This window comes from Bartonella sp. CL63NXGY (assembly GCF_042194905.1).
GTDB lineage: Bacteria > Pseudomonadota > Alphaproteobacteria > Rhizobiales > Rhizobiaceae > Bartonella.
The window spans coordinates 452-709 of record NZ_JBHINK010000093.1 but is presented as its reverse complement, the minus strand read 5'-3'; positions in this window follow the sequence as shown (position 1 = coordinate 709).

Genomic DNA, 258 nt, shown 5'->3' with positions numbered 1-258 from the left:
ATCACGTACTGATTTGATTGACGATTATACACGCTTCTTAGAATATTACAAGTCGAATTAAAAATTCATCACATTACATTTCAAAAGTAATACAATCAAAAAAGTTAAAAAGAGGATCGGAGCCGAATATTCACCCGAAACCGATCCACAGTAGAAGTATGTTAGCGAAAGTGATTGCAGAATCACCTTCGCTTTTATTATAACAATATAATTAAATTAATCCATGAGCGCTAAAAGATTTTGTGAGTCATTTTAGTT